The following is an 18750-nucleotide window of genomic DNA, read 5'->3' as shown; positions in this document are numbered from 1 at the left end:
CACGGCCACCACCATGAAAGCCATCGCCTACCCGCAACACGGCCTGCCCATCGACGACCCGCGCGCGCTGGTCGCGCTCGACCTGCCACTGCCCACGCCCGGCCCACGCGATCTGCGCGTGCGCATCCACGCCATTTCGGTCAACCCGGTCGACACCAAGGTGCGCGCCACGGCGCCGGTGGAGGCGCCCCGCGTGCTGGGCTGGGACGCCAGCGGCGTGGTCGATGCGGTCGGTGACGAGGTGACCCTGTTCCAGCCGGGCGACGCGGTGTACTACGCCGGCGCGCTGACCCGCCCCGGCACCAATGCCGAATACCACCTGGTGGACGAGCGCCTGGTCGGCCGCAAGCCCGCCACGCTCGACGACGCATCCGCCGCCGCGTTGCCGCTGACTGCCATCACCGCCTGGGAACTGCTGTTCGACCGGCTCGGCATTGTTGAAGGCGGCGGCGCAGGCCAGACCCTGCTGGTGGTCGGCGCGGCCGGCGGGGTCGGCTCGATCCTGGTGCAACTGGCACGCGCGCTGACCCAGCTCACCGTGGTGGGCACCGCCTCGCGCCCGCAGACGCAGGACTGGGTCTACGCGCTCGGCGCCCACCATGTGATCGACCACACCGAGCCGCTGGCGGCCGGCCTGCAGCGCATCGGCATCGCCCAGGTGCAACATGTGGCCAGCCTCACCCATACCGACCAGCACTTCGCGCAATTGGTCGAGGTGCTCGCCCCGCAAGGCCAGCTGGCGCTGATCGACGACCCCGCCACGCTCGATGCGCTGCCGCTCAAGCGCAAGAGCCTGTCGCTGCACTGGGAACTGATGTTCACCCGCTCGCTGTTCGCCACCGACGACATGATCGCCCAGCACCACCTGCTCAACCGTGTCGCCGCGCTGGTGGAGTCCGGTGTACTGCGCACCACGCTGGGCGAGCACTACGGCCGCATCACCGTGGACAACCTGCGCCGCGCGCACGCCGCGCTGGAATCGCACCGCACCCGCGGCAAGCTGGTGCTGGAAGGTTTTTGAACGAGCGGTGGGTGCTGCACGGGGCGTTGATGTTTCACCGGCTCGCTGTTCGCCACCGATAACACGATCGCTCGGCAGCACTTGTTCAACCGCGTCGCCGCATTTGTGGAGTCCGGCGTGCTGCGCACGACGCTGGGCGAGCACGACGGCCGCATTAAGGTGGATAACCTGCGCTGCGCAAGCCGCGCTGGAATCGCATCGCACCCGCGGCAAACTGGTGCTGGAGGGATTTTGAGCGAGCGGTAGTGGTGATGGCGGTGGCCGCTGCGGGACGTGGCGCCACAGCGCGTCTCGCGTTCGCGCGATGCAGGGCGGGCACCAGGTCGGCGGCGGCTGCGCTGCGGTGACGAGGCCTGGATTGCGAGCGATGGCACGCGCTGTGTGGATGGCGGCATCGGTCTGTGCGTGGTGTTGCGATCAATCCCGCTAAGGACCGACTGCGCGTGGCAGCCGCGCAGTCGGTCGGGTGCAGTGCGGCGCAGGTCGCAGTGCACCGCCAGCGCGCGCCACGCAGTTCACCCCGAACCAGCACGTGCGCCCTCCCGACCATCAGGCAACCACTGCGCCGACCCTGCAGCCGGCCACCCACTGACGCAGCTGCTGCGACCGGCACCGCTACACTGCGCGCATGTCATCCGAATCCCTCATCCTCATCGGGCTGCTGTGCGCAGTCTTCGTGCTGCAGCTGGCCATGCTGCTGCGGCGCTCTTCCACCACCGGGCTGGAGCAGGCGCTGCGCGCCGAACAACGCGACGGCCGCGGCGAACTACGCGAACAACTCGAGGGCCTGGCGCGGCAGCAGGATGGCCGCCTGGAGACCTTCGCGCGCAATCTCACCGAGCTCTCCACCCGCACCGACCAGCGCCTGGACCTGCTGCGCGACGCGCTCGGCGAAGATGCCCGCAAGGCACGCGAAGAAAGCACCCAGGCGCAGCTGCGCACCGGCGAGCTGCTCACCGGGCGGCTGACTGAATTGCGCACCCAGCTCGATGGTTTTGGCCAGCAGCAGGAAGCCCGTATCCACGTGTTCGGGCAGCAACTCACCGAGCTGATCGCACGCACCGACACCCACATGGCCGCGCTGCGTGAAGCGCTCGCCGAGGACGCGCGCAAGGGCCGCGCCGAAGCGGGCGAGTCGCAGCAGCGCTTCACCGAAGCGCTGGGCCAACGCCTGACCGAACTGACCCAGCGCAACGAACTGCGCATCGGCGAAATGCGCGCCACGCTCGAGCAACAGCTGGCCAGCCTGCAGAGCGACAACGCCAGCAAGCTGGAACTGATGCGCGCCACCGTCGACGAGAAACTGCAGACCACGCTCAACACGCGCCTGGACGCCTCCTTCAAGCTGGTGTCCGAGCGGCTGGAGCAGGTGCAGCGCGGCCTGGGCGAAATGCAGCAGCTGGCCACCGGCGTGGGCGACCTCAAGCGCGTGCTCACCAACGTCAAGGACCGCGGCGGCTGGGGCGAAGTGCAGCTGGAGAACATCCTGGAGCAGACGCTGACGATGGAGCAGTACGCGCGCAGCGTCCGGGTCAAGCCCGACAGCGCGGAAGCGGTGGATTTCGCGATCCGCCTGCCAGGGCGCGGCGACGACACGGTGGTGTGGCTGCCGGTCGATGCCAAGTTCCCGCGCGAGGACTACGAACGCCTGATCGACGCGCAGGAAAAAGGCGACCTCGACGCAATCAAGAGTTCGACCGCGCAGCTGGAACGCGCCATCCGCATCCAGGCCAAATCCATCAGCGACAAGTACGTCTGCCCGCCGCACACCACCGACTTCGCAGTGATGTTCCTGCCCACCGAAGGCCTGTACGCCGAAGTGATCCGCCGTGCCGGGCTGGTCGACCTGCTGCAGCGCGAACATCGCGTGGTGCTGGCCGGGCCGACCACCTTTACCGCCCTGCTCAACAGCCTGCAGATGGGCTTCCGGACCCTGGCGATCGAAAAGCGCTCCAGCGAGGTCTGGCAGGTGCTGGGCGCGGTGAAGAGCGAATTCGGCAAGTTTGCCGGCATTCTCGAAAAGGCCGAGCGGCAGATCACCACGGTCGGCAAGAGCCTGGGCGAAGCCAGCCGCAAGACCCGCACCATCGAGCGCCGCCTGCGTGGCGTGGAAACCCTGGCCGGCGAGCAATCGCAGGCGTTGCTCGACGACGCCGGCAACGACGACACCGGCAGCAGTGATGACGAGGCCGGTGACGAGCAGGAATGAGTGCGGCGTGCAGCGTGCCAGTGCGGAAGAGGGCCAGTGCAGATGGTTCGTTCGCGCGACCAACGGTGAGCCGGCTACACCGTAACCAGCGCGGGCAAGCCACTCACCTCACAGCCGCACCCAGTGCATCGAACCGCATTCGGTAGGAGCGCCCTCGGGCGCGATGAGGCATTCCCGATAACGCCCCATCGCGCCCAAGGGCGCTCCTACACGGCCAACGCCATCTCACAGCCGTCGCTGGTTTAGTCGTGATCCATTCCGCTGCAAATCGATGCACAAGCCACGTAATCGGCAAGCTCTCAAATCGCAACTGACCTCACGTAGGAGCGCCCTCGGGCGCGATGAGGCCTTCCCGGTAACGCCCCATCGCGCCCAAGGGCGCTCCTACACGGCCAACGCCATCTCACAGCCGTCGCTGGTTTAGTCGTGATCCACTCCGCTGCAAATCGATGCACGAGCCACGTGATCGGCAAGCTCTCACCTCGCAACGGATCTTCCGTAGGAGCGCCCTCGGGCGCGACGAGGCATTCCCGGTAACGCTTGATCGCGCCCAGGTGCGCCCCTACACAGTTGAAGGCATCTCACATCAACGGGTTAGCTGGTGATCCACGCTGGCGCAACCGACGCATAGCCATGGGTCGGCAACCCGGCTGCATCCCAACCGATACCCGTAGGAGCGCCCTCGGGCGCGATGAGGCCTTCCCGGTAACGCCCCATCGCGCCCAAGGGCGCTCCTACACGGCCAACGCCGTCTCACAGCCGCCGCGGTTTTAGTCGTGATCCACCCCGCTGCAAATCGACGCACGGGCCACGTGATCGGCAAGCTCTCACCTCGCAACGGATCTCCCGTAGGAGCGCCCTCGGGCGCGATGAAGCCTTCCCCGTAACGCCGCAGCGCTCCCAGCTACGCCCCCACGCCGCAGCCGCAGCCATCGCCCACCCGAGCACGCCACGCAGACACACCAGCCGCGATGCTTGCCTCACCTTGTTCAAGAAGAAGCCCGCATGTCGAGCCGATGGATGTACACGACACTGTCCGCACTGCTGCTGGCCGCCTGCAGCAATACGCCCACCACGCAACCGTCCCAGGCGGCGGGCGTGACACCTGCACCATCCACATCCACATCCACATCCACAGACGCTGCCGCCTGCACCGCCAAAGGCGGTCAGATGCGTCCGGTAGGCCGCATGCAGACGCCGCGGTGTGTGGTGCCCTACGCCGATGCCGGCAAGACCTGCACCGACAACTCGGATTGCAGCGGTGATTGCCTGGCCACCAGCATCGTGCCCGCCGGCACCGCCACCAGCGGCACCTGCCAGCGCGACAGCGATCGCTTCGGTTGCCGCCAGGAAGTGGTCGGCGGCATGGGCCAGGCAGCGCTGTGCATCGATTGATCCGCTGACCTTAGCGCGTCGGGTGCAGCGCTCGCGCTCGCCCGGCGGTTATGCTCTGGCGCTTTCTCCAACAGGACGCACCGATGAGCCAGAGCATCCACGACATTCCCGTGACCGACATCAACGGTGGCGCCACCAGCCTGGCCGCGCATCGCGGCAAGGTGCTGCTGGTGGTCAACGTCGCCTCCAAGTGCGGGCTGACTCCCCAGTACGAAGGCCTGGAAGCGCTGTACCGCGACAAGCAGGCCCAGGGCCTGGAAGTGCTGGGTTTCCCGGCCAACGACTTCAATGGGCAGGAGCCCGGCAGCGAGGCGGAGATCGCCCAGTTCTGCCAGCTTACCTATGACGTCACCTTCCCGCTGTTCTCCAAGATCGCCGTCACCGGCGCCGAGATCCATCCGTTGTACCAGGCGCTGACCAGCGCACAGCCGCAGGCCACCGGCGATGGCCCGATGCGCGAAAAGCTGGCCGGCTACGGCATCGCCGCCAACCCGGCACCGGGCGTGTTGTGGAACTTCGAAAAATTCCTGATCGGCCGCGACGGCCAGGTCATCGAACGCTTCGCACCCGACGTCGCCGCCGATGACGTCCGCCTGCGCCAGGCCGTCGATGCGGCGTTGGCGCACTAACCGGCGCTGCTTGGACAAAGACATATTGCGACTCGTCATCCAGTCAGCCACCTGTTCGATTTCGGTCCAACAGGGCGCTGCTACGCGGGCGGTCTCAGCAGTTGCATTCCACGTTGACTGACCGTGCAGACGTAGAGAAGAGCAATGCGTGAAAGCCAAAGAGACACCGTGAGGCACCTACTTCCACTCCTGAGCCTTCTTTACTGCGTTTCAGCACATGCATCTGACCTATGTGTGGACCTGGCGACAACTGCGCAGAGCAATGCCTGCTGGACCAAAGAGGTTGCGTAGTCGCAGGCACACCTCGACGACTATCTGCAGGCAGCAGGCACAAGGGCGCTGACAGATTTTGGTCTGTCAGCCGATGCGTTCGATGCAGCGCAAGCTGCCTGGCGGACTTACAGCGAAAGGCAATGCGGTAATGTGCGTGTGTTGTGGGGCACCGCATCAGTCGCGCTGGCGAAAGCGGCGAGCTGTCGCGTCGATCTCAACGATCAGCGCTCCCATGATCTATGGAAGAGCTACCTCACCTACGCCGATCGCACTCCTTCCGTCATGCCCGAACCGGCGCTGCGGTCCGGTAAATAGCGGCGCCGTGGAACGAACGCCTGCTTAAACGCAGAAGGCATCGGTACCAACACGCCGCATGTACCACGCGGATCAGGGCGGCATGCGCCACAACAAAAAAGCCCGGGATCGCTCCCGGGCTTTTTTATATTTTCCAGCAAACCACTCACCCACCCATCAGCGAATCCACTGCGGGATCGGCATGGCGTCCACCGGGACCGTGCTGTCCTTGTCTTCGCGCAGGTATTCCGGCAGCTCGCCGTCTTCCTTGCGCTGGCTGCGCAGGTCGCGGGTGATCTGGTAGTTGCGGCGCTGCATCCAGGCATCGCGGGTCAGGGCGTATTCGTCCGGGGCCTGGTCGCGCAGCGAATCCAGCGACATCAGCTGCGCGCGGGTGTCCACCAGCTGCAGGCCCTGCAGGGCGAAGCGTGCGCCGCCATCGTTGACCTGGCGTACCCACGACAGCGGAATGTCGCCGCCCAGGCCCAAGGTATCGCGCACCGTGCGTGGGCCGAACAGCGGCAGCTCGAAGTAGCGCGAGTTGCGCCAGCCCCACACGCCCAGCGTCTGGCCGAAGTCTTCGCTGCGGCGCGGGATGCCGGCGGCGCTGGCCGGGTCGAACAGGCCGGCCACGCCCAGCGTGGAGTTCATCACGAAGCGGCCCAGGGTCTGCACCGCGTAGACCGGATGGCCCTGCAGCAGCTGGTTGACCATGGTCAGCGGCGAACCCAGGTTGTCGAAGAAGTTGGTCACGCCCAGGCGCGCCGGGCGCGGCACCACCTTGGTGTAGCCGGTCGCCAGCGGCCGGGCCACGCCGCGGTCCACCGCCAGGTTGAAGCGGTGCATGCCGCGGTTGTAGCGCTCCCACGGGTCGTAGGCCGGGGCACCGCCAGGCAGGGCCGGGCCTGCGGCTGCGCCGCCGGCTTGCGGCGCGGTGGAGCCGTACAAGGCGTCGAAATCATCTTCGGCCGTGGTCGGCGCGTCAGGCGTGCCGCTGTCGGCAGCGCTGCTGGCCGGTTCGGCCGGTGCAGTCGCCGCAGTGGCCGCAGTGGCCGGCAGGGCGTCGGGCGCGGCGAAACCGGCCGCGGCCGGCTGCGCGGTCACCCCGGCATCGTCGCGCACCGCGGTGTCGGGGGCGCTGGCAGCAGCATCGGCGGCGGGCGGGGCAGACTTGGGCGTCTGGCTCGCGCAGGCGCCCAGCAGCAGGCAGGCCAACAGGGAAAGGGAGCGGAACTGATTCATGGGGGTGGCACTCAGGCCTGAAAATCGAGAGAGGGCGACAAACGGTAGGCGGCGCACAATTCGTCCAGACCGGACGCCTTGCCCACCACCGTGCCATTGCCGTTGCTGCGCAGGCGCGCGGCCAGTTCGGCCAGCATCGCCACGCCGGCGCTGTCCAGGCGTTGTACACCGGAAAGATCCAGCGTGCGGGCGCCAGCGAGTTGCGCGAGCGCGCGCGGCCACAGATCCGTGACCGCGGCCCGGTCGAGCACGCCGCTTACCGCCAGCGTGTCGCCGTTGCGCTGCAGTTGGTCGTTACTGGCCATTGGCCGGTGTCGCACCCACCTGCAGGTTGCCGCTGCGCAGGTCGGCCGCGACCTTGGCGATGCCCTTTTCGCGCAGCGGGCCGTCGAACTGGGTCTTGAAGGTCTGCACGTAGGAAATGCCTTCGATCATCACGTCGAAGATCTTCCATTGGCCGCCGCTGTTGCGCATCAGGTAGTCGACCGGGGTCGGGTCGTTGCCGGCGCGCAGCAGGTCGGTGGAAACCTTGACGCCGCGGTTGCCCGGCAGCGCGCTTTCAGACTTGGCGCGGAAGGTCGGCTTGCCTTCGAAGTTCAACAGGGCAGTGCCGTAACGCTGCATCAGGTTCTCGGCCAGCGCATCGGCAAACAGCTTGACGTCCGCATCGGAGGCACCGCGGCCGTGCACGCCCAGCACCAGGCGGGCCGAGTAATCACGATCGAAGGCCTTGTTCAATTCGCCATTGATGTACTGGCGCAGGGCGGCCGGGTTGCCGCGGAATTCGGCGCGGCGCTGATCCAGCGTGGACAGGATGCGGGTGCTGCTGTCGATGACGGTCTTGGTGGCCGCGCCCTGGGCAGCAGGCGCGCTGGAGGTGGCCGGCTGTGCCAGCACCGTGGCCGGTGCGCACACCAGCAGGGTCGAGGCCAGGACAGCGGAGAGCAGGGTGGTCTTCATGGGGTTGGTTCCGTAGAGGGGGAGGCGGGCTGCGCAGGCGCGGGCGCCTGGCCGTTGGCAGCGGGGGCATTACTGCTGCCGCCGCCACCACTGAACATGTATTTGCCGACCAGCTGCAGCAGATCCACCGCCGGTTGGGTGAAGCCGATTTCTTCGCCCGGCTTGAGCGTCTCCGGGTCGCCGCCCGGCTGCAGCCCGATATAGCTCTCGCCCAGCAGGCCGCTGGTGAAGATGCCGGCCGAGGTGTCGGCGGGCAGATCCTTGTATTTGGTGTCCAGCGACAGGGTCACCACCGAATCGAACTTGGTCGGATCCAGACTAATGTCGGAGACCTTGCCAATGGTGACGCCGCCGATCTTCACCGGCGCCTGCGGGCGCAGCTGGCCGATCTGGCTGAAGCGCGCAATCAGGGTGTACTGGCTGGAGCCAAAGCCCCAGCGCTGGTTGGTCGAGGCCACCGCCAGTACCAGCAGCGAGGCCAGGGTCAGCAGCAGAAACGCGCCGACGGCAAATTCGAGTCGTGGTCCACGCATGGCCATGGGGTTATCTCACTCCTGGTGGTGCAGGTGCCCCGACGCGGATCGGAGCGGATGGTTCGGTGGGTCCACACACCGCATGTTGCGGGCGGGTGCGAGAAGAGCGGCGGATCATCGGAACAACATGGCCGACAGCACGAAATTGAACATCAGCACCAGCAGCGAGGCGTTGACCACCGCGCGCGTGGTGGCGATCGAGGTGCCTTCGATGGTGGGCTCGGCATGGAAGCCCACGTAGGCGGCCACCAGCGCAGCAGTACCGCCGAAGATCGCCGACTTGAGCATCGCCACGCCGAAGTCGTCCCAGAAATCCACGCTGTTGCTCAGCCCCGACCAGAAGGTGCCATTGTCGATGCCCAGCACGTGGACGGCTTCGAAATAGCCGCCGGTAATGGCCAGCGAGCAGAACACGCCGGTCAACAACGGCACCGTCAGCACCGCGGCCCAGAACCGCGGCGCCACCGCCTTGGCAATCGGGTCGATGGCCATCAGCTCCAGCGCCTTGATCTGGTCGGTAGCGCGCATCAGGCCGAGCTCGGCGGCGATCGAACTGCCGGCGCGGCCAATGAACAGCAGCGCGGTCAGCACCGGCGCCAGCTCGCGGTACAGCGACAGGCCGAGCAAGGTGGACAGCGCATCGGAGGCGCCATAGGTGGTGAGCGTGCGGTAGCCCTGCAGCGTCAGCACCAAGCCGACGAAGGCGCCACCCACGGCGATGATCGGCAGCGAGCGCGCGCCGACCTTGTAGATCTCGCGCACCAGCTCGGCAATGAAGTCGCGTGTGGGCAGCGAGCCGCGCAGCACGGTCAGCGAGAACAGCCCGGCGCGGCCGAAGGCACGGATCGATTCGGCAATGGCCATCAGGCGGCACTCCGGTCGCGGCGCGGCGCCGCATCGAACGGGATCGGGCCGTCCGGCTGGCCGTGCAGGAACTGCTGCACGAGCGGGTCGGTGCTGTCCTGCAGCTGCTCGGGGGTGCCGGCGAACACGATGCCGCCATTGGCGATCACCACCGCCTGGTCGCAGATCGGCAGCGTCTCGTGCACGTGGTGGCTGACGATGATGCTGGTCAGGTCCAGGCTGTCGTTGAGGCGCTGGATCAGGCTCATGATCACGCCCGAGGCGATCGGGTCCAGCCCGGTCAGCGGCTCGTCGTAGATCATCAGCGGCGGGTCCAGCGCCAGCGCGCGCGCCAGTGCCACACGCCGCGCCATGCCGCCGGACAACTCGCGCGGCCAGGCATCGGCCGCGGCCAGCAGGCCCACCGCATGCAGCTTCATCTGCACCAGGCGCTGCAGCACCGGCGCCGGCAGGCGGGTATGCGTGCGCAGCGGCAGCGCGACGTTGTCGGCCACGCTCAGGTCGGTCAACAAGCCATTGCCCTGCAGCAGCACGCCAACATTGCGGCGCATCTCCAGCAGCGCCCGGCTACCGCGCGGAATTTCCTGGCCGAACAAGGTCACGCGGCCGGCCACCGGGCGCAATTCGCCCGTCAGTGCCGCCAGCAAGGTGGACTTGCCGCTGCCGGAGGGACCGAGCACGGCCGTGATGCTGCCGCGCGGGACATCCAGCGACACGTCGCGCAGGATCGCGCGTCCGCCGCGATCGATGCGGACACCGGACAATTGCACGACAGGGGATTCGGACGCCGTCATTGCAGCCTTTAACAGAATTCCAACGCGATAGAGTAACCGTCACACGGCTGAACATAACCGAACCGGTGCGTGCAGTATTGTCGCATGCGCCTGTACCGCAGGCAGATGGCCAACGCCCCCACAACTGCAACGCCCCGTCTCACGAGCGTGACGCAGCACGGGGTTCGTACATGGCTACGTTGTGTGAGGTATGCCTGCACGTAGATGATGGAGCCGCCTTAGCCAGCCCGAGCGTGCAGATGGATTTGCTGACCCTGGAACACTTCGCAGGAAGCGTCAACGACAACTTCTCTGCTGCCTTGAACGACGGCGAGATTCCCTTCGTGCTGGTCGAGGCACGCCCGCTTCCGACCACGCAGGCGGTGCACCGGGCGCCGTTCTCGCTGCTGTTCCGCAACAGTTCGGCGTTTCTGTTTCCGCAGCAGATCTATCAGCTGCGGCACAGCCGGCTGGGCGAGGTCGGGGTATTTCTTGTGCCGGTAGCACGCGAGCGCGACGGCTTTTTGTATCAGGCGATATTCAACTGAGCGGCGTGGCCGCCCTCTCGGCGGGCTGCCAGTGCATCGCAAGGTGGGTACTGCTGGCGTCGCCTGCGAGAAAGCCCAGGCGCGTATAAAGCCGGCGCGCCGCAGGATTGGCATGAAAGACGTGCAATGCCACGCCACAGCCTGCGGCCTGCGCCAACGCCTGCGCATGCATGATCAATGCGGTGCCCACGCCCCTGCCGCGCCAATGCGGTAACAAACTGATATCGACCAGCACGTGCTGCACGGCTGCGCGTTGAAGATACAGCCGGCCGATGCGTTCGTCCGGCGTCTGTACGATCAGAAAGTCGGCGTCGCGATAATGCTGCCGATAATGCGTGCGCTGCAGCGCGAACTGCTGATCCACAAACGCGCGCTTGGTCGTCTCCGGCCAGGGGACGTGCGCCAGTTCGTCGCTGCGTGCGCTGGCATAGAGATTGCGTAGCCAAGGCACATCGGTGTCGTGTTCGGCGCGCAGTGTGATGCGGTGCGCAAGCAGTGCAGGCATGCGCTCGCATTCTGCTTGCGGATGCACGCTCGCTGGAGTCGCGGAAGCTTCGCCCTGCATGGCGTCAATCGAACTGTGGATAGGTGCCAGACAACGCAATGCAGAAATTCACCGCCAGATACGGTTGCTGGTTCTGGTGGGCCAGGCCGTTGCCGGTTGGCAGCAGCGCCGCCGGCGAGAACTGGGTGTCGGGTTGTGTCACCGTCACGAACGGGCGTGCTGTGCTGCCGCCCAGCGCTGAAAGCGCTGCGCCATTGGCGGGCGTGCCGCTTTTCTTGGTCGAATCCGGTTGCGTGAACGCGCTGACGCCATGCTGGTGCGGCGGGATCTGCGTGGGCAACAGGCTCACGGCGGCCGTGCCGAAGCTATTGCCCAACTGCCGGCTGCTCAGTCCCGGGCCCTGCCCCTGCTCGCAGCCGGCGCGTCCACAGAAGTTAGGCAGTTGAAACGTGGTCGTGCCGTTACCGCCATAGACGATGCCCAGCAGCGAGTACAGCGTGGTGTTCTGCTGCAGCGGCAGCGTGGCGCCGTTGCACAACGCCCAGCCGACGGGATTGAAATCGAAGCCGAACAGCTGGATTTCGCCGATATAGGGTTCGGTCATGAACGCGGTCCTTCTATAGAACGTGCAGGCACCGCACCGAGCGCGGCGCGGTGAATGGGCTCAGCTCTGCTGCGGGAAAATGCCGACAGTGGAAATGCAGTACTGCACCGTCAAGGTCGGCATGGTGTTCTCGTGCGCCAGGCCACCGCCGGTGATCGTGGTCGACTGCGTGGCCATCGGCGCTGCCGTGGCACCGGTGGTGTCGGTCGCGTAGAACACGTCGCCGGTGACTGTGCCAGGCAATAGGCCGGACGGCGCGGTGGCCGTCGCGGCAGCGGTTGTGGCCACCAACGTATGTGTGTGCGCCGGCAACTGCAGTCCGGTCAGTGCAACTGACTCGGTGCCAGCCGTCTGGGCGATCACGTAGTTGCTCAGGCCCGGGCCCTGGCCTTGATGCAGCGGCACGCGCCCGCGCAGATCCGGTACCGCGAAGGTGTTCTGCCCATCGCCGCCGTAGGTGTTGCCGATCAGCATGAACAGCACCTCGTAGTCGGAGATCGATAACAGGCTGCCGTCGCAGGCCTGCCAGCCTTGCGGAGTACGCCCGAAGCCGAACATGCGGATCTCGCCGATGAATGGAGTGGCCATGGTGTCCTTTCTGGTCGATGGGCGCGCTGCCCCGCGGCGGTGGCACGCTGCGTTTATGAAATGCAGGCGCCGCGCTAGCTGCGCGAGGGAAAGATGCCGGACAGCGCGATGCAGAAATTGAGCGTGGTGTACGGCTGCAGGTTCGGATGCGGCTGGCTGCCACCGGCCTGAGCCACGGTTGCTGGATTCATTGCCACCAGGGGTCCCGGCGCCGCATACAGCGCGGTGGCCGGACCGGTCGTGCTGGCATTGGTGCCGAAAGAGCGGCCGCTGGGACTACGGTTGTTGCCCGCAGCGCTGGAACCCTCCAGCGAATGGTTGTGCGCTGGCAGGTTGTCGGGCAGCAGCGAAACGTTCTCGGCGCCGGAGTTCTGGCCCATCGGTAGCGGCGAAGGTTGCCAGGCCGGATCTGCAGATGGCGCAAAGCCGACCGGGGTGCGCCCGCGCATGTCCGGCAGCGCGAAGGTGGTACTTCCATTGCCGCCGAAACGCGTACCAAGCAAGCTGAAGAGCGCCTGGTTCTGGTTGACCGGCAGCAACTGCCCATTGCACTGCGCGAAATATTTTGGCGCGAAAACGAAGCCGGTCATCATGATCTGACCCATGAAAAACTCGCTCATGCGGATTTCCTTCCCGTAAGTGCAACACCGACCGCGTGTCGGGGTCATTCGTACAGATACTTGTCCAGTTCTGATTGAGCAAGCCTGGAATATCTAGAACTGGAATGAAGTATTAAGTTTTCATTGTTTATTCGTCAGTCAGTTCCTGTTCAAATACGCTCGCAATGCCGAAGGGGAAAATCTCTAGGGCGGCGTTGCCTTCAGGCACGAGGATCGTTGCCGGCGCCGGGGATGGCGCGCTCCAGGGGTGTGGACAGTGAACAAGCAGCGTAGGTTTCTAGCGGACGCCACCGGCGGCCGCGCACGTTTGGTCGTGATGTTTGTCCTGTTCGCGATGACGCTCTTGGCACCAGGCTGGGCGATGGCGCAAGCCTCGACCTACTGCCCGACCTTGAACGCCACTGTGGTGCAGGGCGGTTCGGTACAGATCGACGTAACGACCTGCGATGGCACGGGGGTAGACGATATCGGCGTTGGCTGGAACGGTGTGCAACCTGCGCACGGCACGATCGTCGTTCCCAACCCAAGCGGCGCCCAGGGCACGCAGATCGTCACCTACACCCATAACGGTGACAACGCCACCAGCGATACGTTCCCGCTAGAAGATGGCCGGAGCGACATCATCACTGTCAACATCACCATCACCCCGAGCCAGCCGACGCTGTCGATCAACGACGTCTCGGTGAATGAAGGCAATGCCGGCACGAGCAATGCCACCTTCACCGTCTCGCTCAGCCAGCCGGCCGGTGCCGGCGGCGCCAGCTTCGATATCGCCACCGCCGATGGCTCAGCCATCGCAGGCGTGGACTACGTCGCCTCCAGCCTCACCGGGCAGACCATCCCCGCTGGTAGTAGCAGCGCGACTTTCACCGTGCTGGTCAACGGCGACACGCTCAGCGAACCCAACGAGACCTTCTTCGTCAACGTCAGCAACGTCAGCGGCGCCGGGGTCAGCGACGCCCAAGGCCAGGGCACCATCGTCAACGACGATGCGCTGCCTTCGCTGTCGATCGACGACGTCAGCGTCAACGAAGGCAACAGCGGCACCACCACGGCCACCTTCACGGTGACCCTGAGCGCGGCCAGCGGCCAGACCGTGTCGGTCAATTACGCCAGCGCCGACGGTACTGCCACCGCCGGCAGCGACTATGTCGCGCGTTCCGGCACCCTGACGTTCGCGCCCGGCACCACCGCGCAAGGCGTGGCCATCACCGTCAACGGCGATACCGCGCTCGAACCCAACGAGACCTTCAGCGTCGGCCTGTCCGGTGCCAGCAACGCAAGCATCGCGCGCGCCACCGGCGCCGGCACCATCCTCAACGACGACGTGGTGGTGACGGTCGGGCCGGCATCGCTGCCGGCGGCGACCGCGGGCAGCGCCTACAGCCAGAACCTGAGCGCCAGCGGCGGCACCGCGCCGTACAGCTTCGCCGTCACTGCCGGTGCGTTGCCGGCCGGGCTGACCCTGAGCGCTGCCGGCGTGCTGTCCGGCACGCCCACGGCCACCGGCAGCTTCAACTTCACCGCCACCGCTACCGATAGCGGCGGCAGTCCCACCAGCGGCAACCGTGCCTACACGTTGACCGTGGCCGGCGCGACGGTGACCTTGCCGGCGACCAGCTTGCCGGCCGGCACTGCAGGCCAGGCTTATTCGGGGGCGCTCAACCCAGCGACCGGCGGCATTCCGCCGTATACCTACGCCGTCACTGCCGGCGCCCTGCCGGCGGGCATCACGCTCAATGGCAGCAGCGGCGCCTTGACCGGCACCCCCGGCAGCGTGGGCAGCTTTGCCTTCAGCGTGACCGCCACCGACAGCACCAGCGGCACGCCCTCGCAGGGCACACGCGGTTACACCTTGAACATCGCCGCGCCGCCGATTGTGGTTGCGCCGTCCACGCTGCCGGCCGCCACGCGTGGCACTGCCTACAGCCAGACGCTGAGCGCCAGTGGCGGCACCGCGCCGTACACCTACGCACTCGCCAGTGGCGCATTGCCGGCCGGCCTCACCCTGGCCAGCAACGGCACGCTGTCGGGTACCGCAACGGTGGAAGGCAGCTTCAACTTCACCGTGACCGCCACCGATGCGGGGAGCTTCACCGCCAATCAGGCCTACAGCCTGACCGTGGCTGGCCCGAACCTGGTGTTGCCGGCAAGCAGCTTGCCGGCAGGTACCGCCGGGCAGGCGTACTCCGCGTCGATCACGCCCGCCACGGGCGGCACCGCGCCTTACAGCTATGCACTGACCGCCGGTGCGTTGCCGACGGGTGTGGTCGTGGACGTGGCGACCGGTGGACTCAGCGGCACGCCGACCGTGGCGGGCACGTTCAACTTCACCCTGACCGTGTCCGACAGCACGCCCAGCCCGGCGGCGCAGGCCAGCCGCAGCTACACGCTGACCATCGCAGCACCTGTCATCGTGGTCGCGCCCACTGCGCTGCCGGCGGCCACGCGCGGCACGGTCTACAGCCAGACGCTCAGCGCCAGCGGCGGAACCGCGCCATACACGTATGCCGTCAGCGCGGGCAACGTGCCGGCTGGCCTCACCCTGGCCAGCAACGGCACGCTGTCCGGCACCGCGACGGTGGAAGGCAGCTTCAACTTCACCGTGACTGCGACCGATGCAAACACCTTCACCGCTTCGCAGGCCTATGCAGTGACGGTGGCCGGCCCGAACCTGGCGTTGCCGGCGAGCAGCTTGCCGGCAGGTACGGCGGGGCAGGCCTACGCGGCGACGATTGCTCCTGCCACCGGCGGCACCGCGCCCTACAGCTATGCACTGAGCGCCGGCGTATTGCCCAACGGCGTTGTCCTCGATACGGCGACCGGCGGCCTCAGCGGCATGCCGACCCTGTCTGGCACGTTCAACTTCACCCTGACTGTCACCGACAGCACGCCCAGCCCGGCTGCGCAGGCCAGCCAGAGTTACACGCTGAGCATTGCGGCACCTGTCATCGTGGTCGCGCCCACTGCGCTACCGGCTGCAACCCGCGGCACGGCCTACAGCCAAGTACTGACCGCCAGCGGCGGCACCGCGCCGTACACCTATGAGGTGAACGCAGGCAGTGCACCAGCTGGCCTCACCTTGGCCAGCAACGGCACGCTGTCCGGTAACCCGACGGTGGAAGGCGGCTTCAATTTCACCGTGACGGCGACCGACGCGAACAACTTCACCGCGTCGCAGGCCTATGTACTGACGGTGGCCAGCCCGAACCTGGCCTTGCCGGCCAGCAACTTGCCGGCCGGTACGGCGGGGCAGGCCTACACGGCGGCGATTTCGCCGGTGACCGGCGGCACTGCGCCGTACAGCTATGCACTGACCGCGGGCGCATTGCCGAGCGGTGTGGTGCTGGACGCTGCGACCGGCACGCTCAGCGGTACGCCAACGGTGTCTGGCACGTTCAACTTCACCCTGACTGTCACCGACAGCACGCCCAGCCCGGCCGCGCAGGCCAACCAGAGCTACACGCTGAGCATTGCCGGCGCCACGTTGGTACCTAGTCAACCCACGCTGCCGCCAGCGGTGCGCGGTACGCCGTACAGCCAGGTGTTGACCGCCACCGGTGGTGTTGCGCCGTACACCTACAGCGTTGCCAGCGGCACCTTGCCGGCCGGACTGACGCTGGCGAGCAACGGCGTGTTGTCAGGCACGCCCACCGCCGAAGGCAGCACGTCCTTCACCATCGCGGTGGCCGATGCCGGCAACGCTACTGCGACGCAGGCGTACACCTTCACGGTGAGCACGGCGGCCCCGGTTGCCGTGGCCGATACCGCAGCGACCATGAGCGATGCGGCGGTGACGGTGCCAGTGACCGCCAACGACACCGGCAACATCACTGCGATCGCCATTGCGACCGCGCCGACCAACGGCACCGCCGCGGTCAATGGGCTGGAGCTGGTGTACACGCCGGCGGCCGGGTTTGTCGGCACCGATGTGGTGAGCTACACGGTCACCGGCAGCGGTGGAACCTCGGCCGCAGCAACGGTGACCATCGCCGTCAATGCGCGCCCGATCGCCGTGTCGGTCACCGCCGAGGCGGTGCCGGGTGCGGCCTCGCAGGTCGATCTGACCCGTGATGCCACCGGCGGGCCGTTCGTGGCCGCCGCGGTGGTCGCAGTGCTGCCGGCCTCGGCCGGGACCGCCACCATCACCCAGGTGGGTGGTGCAGCGGCGGCAGCGGCGCGCACTTCCGGCTTTGTGCCTGCGGCCACTGCGCAGGCTTCTTCACCCAGCTTCATGCTGACCTTCGTGGCGAACCCGGCTTTCGTCGGTCAGGCCACCGTGCAGTTCACCTTGTCCAACGCGTTCGCCACCTCGGCGGCGGCAAGCGTGACCTTCACCGTGGCGCCGCGGCGCGACCCGAGTGTGGATGCGGAAGTGCGTGGCCTGATCGATGCGCAGTCCGAGTCGACGCGGCGCTTCGCCAAGGCGCAGATCGACAACTTCCAGCGCCGTCTGGAAGCCACCCACCGTGGCGGCAGCACGCTGAGCAATGCGGTGACCTTCCAGCCGACCTCGCATTGCCGCCAGGCCGATCGCGGCATCAGCGCGCAGCCGTGCAGCCCGGACACCCAGGATGCCGACAACGAGTTCCGCGATGCGCCAGCGATGGCGACCGGCGGCACCGGCGGTGCGCAGGGCCAGGGCGACCTGGGCCTGTGGGTGGGCGGTGCGATCCGCTCCGGCAGCCTGGACAGGCAGGCCAACACCAACGGCGTGGACTTCCAGACCGATGGCTTGAGCGTGGGTGCGGACTACCGGCTGGCGCCGTCGCTGGCAGTGGGTGCGGGCCTGGGTTGGGGCCGCGACGACAGCGATGTAGGCAGGAACGGCAGCCACTCCAAGGCCACCGCCTACACCATGGCGCTGTATGCCAGCTTCCATCCGGGCAAGGCGTTTTTCTTCGACACCCTGGTGGGTTATCAGTTGCTGTCTTACGACCTGCGTCGTTTCGTCACCGACGACGCTTCGATGGCCGAAGGCAGCCGCGACGGCAAGCAGTGGATCGCCTCGCTGTCCAGCGGTGCAGACCTGCAACGCGGCAATCTGCAGATCACCCCGTATGCGCGGGTGGATGTGGCGCGGGCAACCCTGGATGGCTACGTCGAAGATGGCATCGCGCCGTTCGCGCTGCGCTATGACGACATGGATGTGGCCACCACCACCGGCAACCTGGGCCTGCGCCTGGAATGGCGCCGCGATGTGGCCTGGGGACGCCTGACCCCGCAGGTCCGCGTGGAGTATCAGCGCGACTTCCAGGGCCGCGGCGACGCAACGCTGGGCTATGCCGACATCATCGGTGGCCCGGTGTATCGCACCGGTCAGAACGCGTTCGATCGCAACCGCCTGATGGTCGGTATCGGTGCGGCCTTGCTGACCGAACAAGGCTTGTCGACGCGGCTGGAATACCGCGGCATCACCGACGGCGACAGCGGCAACGATCAGACCTGGATGATCAACCTGGAAAAGAAATACTGATCGCGTCTGTCGACGGGCAGTGAGCAATGCGAAGGGCCGTGCAGATGTACGGTCCTTCGCGTTTGTCGGGTGCGTCGCTTAGGAGCGTGCAGCCGGCGAGTGGGTATGCCCGTCGCCGGGACTAGTGGTGCAGCGCTGTAGGTCCATACAGAGGGCATGACAGCGATCATTGCAGTGGCGATGTAGCGACCGCACCAGGCAACGTGCATTGCGCTC

The 18750-nt window shown here is 66.8% G+C and carries 17 protein-coding genes and 1 pseudogene; 8 read left to right on the top strand and 10 right to left on the bottom strand.

The window, feature by feature from the left end; translation table 11 throughout:
* The first annotated feature begins 13 nt into the window (after positions 1-13).
* The 6 genes and pseudogenes from XCC_RS21885 (at position 14) to XCC_RS22865 (ending at position 5842) form a co-directional block, all read left to right on the top strand.
* On the top strand, positions 14-1021 hold the full coding sequence (locus tag XCC_RS21885) for a zinc-binding alcohol dehydrogenase family protein (protein WP_011039277.1): 1008 nt from the start codon (positions 14-16) through the stop codon (positions 1019-1021).
* A 33-nt stretch (positions 1022-1054) separates the two neighbouring features.
* Positions 1055-1256: pseudogene (locus XCC_RS21880) on the top strand (zinc-binding dehydrogenase); the annotation flags it as partial.
* Between the two features lie 441 nt (positions 1257-1697).
* Positions 1698-3230, top strand: coding sequence for a DNA recombination protein RmuC (gene rmuC / locus XCC_RS21875; RefSeq protein WP_029217135.1), 1533 nt, complete (start codon positions 1698-1700; stop codon positions 3228-3230).
* A gap of 1005 nt (positions 3231-4235) precedes the next feature.
* The gene (locus XCC_RS21870; protein ID WP_029629089.1) at positions 4236-4625 is read left to right on the top strand and encodes a hypothetical protein; all 390 of its coding nucleotides are present in this window, start codon (positions 4236-4238) and stop codon (positions 4623-4625) included.
* Positions 4626-4708: 83 nt separating this feature from the next.
* Positions 4709-5254 carry a glutathione peroxidase gene (locus XCC_RS21865; RefSeq protein ID WP_011039274.1) on the top strand — a complete coding sequence of 182 codons (546 nt, stop codon included), beginning with the start codon at positions 4709-4711 and terminating at the stop codon, positions 5252-5254.
* Positions 5255-5569: 315 nt separating this feature from the next.
* Positions 5570-5842: a lysozyme inhibitor LprI family protein gene (locus XCC_RS22865; protein ID WP_080663162.1), complete on the top strand. Its 273-nt coding sequence runs from the start codon at positions 5570-5572 to the stop codon at positions 5840-5842.
* Positions 5843-5998: 156 nt separating this feature from the next.
* Here XCC_RS22865 and XCC_RS21855 read toward each other — a convergent pair whose 3' ends face one another.
* From XCC_RS21855 to XCC_RS21830, 6 genes are all read right to left on the bottom strand, one after another.
* Positions 5999-7063 carry an MlaA family lipoprotein gene (locus tag XCC_RS21855; protein ID WP_011039273.1) on the bottom strand — a complete coding sequence of 355 codons (1065 nt, stop codon included), beginning with the start codon at positions 7061-7063 and terminating at the stop codon, positions 5999-6001.
* Between the two features lie 11 nt (positions 7064-7074).
* Positions 7075-7368 carry an STAS domain-containing protein gene (locus tag XCC_RS21850; protein WP_012439719.1) on the bottom strand — a complete coding sequence of 98 codons (294 nt, stop codon included), beginning with the start codon at positions 7366-7368 and terminating at the stop codon, positions 7075-7077.
* Positions 7358-8023, bottom strand: coding sequence for an MlaC/ttg2D family ABC transporter substrate-binding protein (locus XCC_RS21845; protein WP_011039271.1), 666 nt, complete (start codon positions 8021-8023; stop codon positions 7358-7360). Before XCC_RS21845 ends, XCC_RS21850 begins: the two co-directional genes overlap by 11 nt.
* The gene (gene mlaD / locus XCC_RS21840) at positions 8020-8562 is read right to left on the bottom strand and encodes an outer membrane lipid asymmetry maintenance protein MlaD (protein ID WP_011039270.1); all 543 of its coding nucleotides are present in this window, start codon (positions 8560-8562) and stop codon (positions 8020-8022) included. Before mlaD ends, XCC_RS21845 begins: the two co-directional genes overlap by 4 nt.
* A gap of 108 nt (positions 8563-8670) precedes the next feature.
* On the bottom strand, positions 8671-9420 hold the full coding sequence (locus XCC_RS21835; protein ID WP_011039269.1) for an MlaE family lipid ABC transporter permease subunit: 750 nt from the start codon (positions 9418-9420) through the stop codon (positions 8671-8673).
* Positions 9420-10214, bottom strand: a complete 795-nt coding sequence (locus tag XCC_RS21830) for an ABC transporter ATP-binding protein (RefSeq protein WP_011039268.1) — start codon at positions 10212-10214, stop codon at positions 9420-9422. Before XCC_RS21830 ends, XCC_RS21835 begins: the two co-directional genes overlap by 1 nt.
* A gap of 239 nt (positions 10215-10453) precedes the next feature.
* Between XCC_RS21830 and XCC_RS21825 the strand changes: the two genes are divergently transcribed.
* Entirely contained in the window at positions 10454-10741 is a 288-nt protein-coding gene (locus XCC_RS21825) for a DUF6916 family protein (protein WP_011039267.1), read from the top strand.
* Here XCC_RS21825 and XCC_RS21820 read toward each other — a convergent pair.
* From XCC_RS21820 to XCC_RS21805, 4 genes are all read right to left on the bottom strand, one after another.
* Entirely contained in the window at positions 10734-11246 is a 513-nt protein-coding gene (locus XCC_RS21820) for a GNAT family N-acetyltransferase (RefSeq protein WP_043877852.1), read from the bottom strand. The two genes, XCC_RS21825 and XCC_RS21820, sit on opposite strands and share 8 nt — an antisense overlap.
* A gap of 64 nt (positions 11247-11310) precedes the next feature.
* On the bottom strand, positions 11311-11850 hold the full coding sequence (locus tag XCC_RS21815) for a phage tail protein (RefSeq protein ID WP_011039265.1): 540 nt from the start codon (positions 11848-11850) through the stop codon (positions 11311-11313).
* Positions 11851-11910: 60 nt separating this feature from the next.
* The gene (locus XCC_RS21810; protein ID WP_011039264.1) at positions 11911-12438 is read right to left on the bottom strand and encodes a phage tail protein; all 528 of its coding nucleotides are present in this window, start codon (positions 12436-12438) and stop codon (positions 11911-11913) included.
* A 74-nt stretch (positions 12439-12512) separates the two neighbouring features.
* Positions 12513-13058 carry a phage tail protein gene (locus XCC_RS21805; RefSeq protein ID WP_011039263.1) on the bottom strand — a complete coding sequence of 182 codons (546 nt, stop codon included), beginning with the start codon at positions 13056-13058 and terminating at the stop codon, positions 12513-12515.
* A 361-nt stretch (positions 13059-13419) separates the two neighbouring features.
* On the opposite strand from XCC_RS21805, the gene XCC_RS21800 reads away from it, so the two are divergent.
* Complete coding sequence (locus XCC_RS21800) at positions 13420-18534, top strand: putative Ig domain-containing protein (RefSeq protein ID WP_420192181.1); 5115 nt, start codon at positions 13420-13422, stop codon at positions 18532-18534.
* The last annotated feature ends 216 nt before the right edge of the window (positions 18535-18750 follow it).

This window comes from Xanthomonas campestris pv. campestris str. ATCC 33913 (assembly GCF_000007145.1).
Lineage (GTDB): Bacteria > Pseudomonadota > Gammaproteobacteria > Xanthomonadales > Xanthomonadaceae > Xanthomonas > Xanthomonas campestris.
This window is presented reverse-complemented; position numbering and strand designations above follow the sequence as displayed.